Raw genomic sequence first — 252 nt, forward strand, 5'->3', positions numbered from 1 at the left:
CTGCTGTACAATCTTCCGTTAGGAACTACGAAGTCAAACTGGCCAATGTTCATCTTAACAGGCTTACTGATGGCTGCTTTATATTTCATCATCTTCCGCTTCCTAATCCTGAAATTAAATTTAAAAACACCTGGACGTGAAGAAGAAGAATCTGCTTCAGAAAACATAAAACAAGCAGAAACATTGCAAACACCTGGACAAAACAGCTCCCCTACTGCACTAGGTGCTACTATTATTGGAGCGCTTGGAGGC

The 252-nt window shown here is 41.3% G+C and carries 1 pseudogene; it reads left to right on the forward strand.

From position 1 onward, the window contains the following. Nucleotides 1-69: 69 nt before the first annotated feature. Nucleotides 70-252: pseudogene (locus EOC06_RS41280) on the forward strand (PTS mannose transporter subunit IIC); the annotation flags it as partial.

The sequence above is a fragment of the Mesorhizobium sp. M7A.F.Ca.MR.362.00.0.0 genome, assembly GCF_004023175.1.
GTDB lineage: Bacteria > Pseudomonadota > Alphaproteobacteria > Rhizobiales > Rhizobiaceae > Mesorhizobium.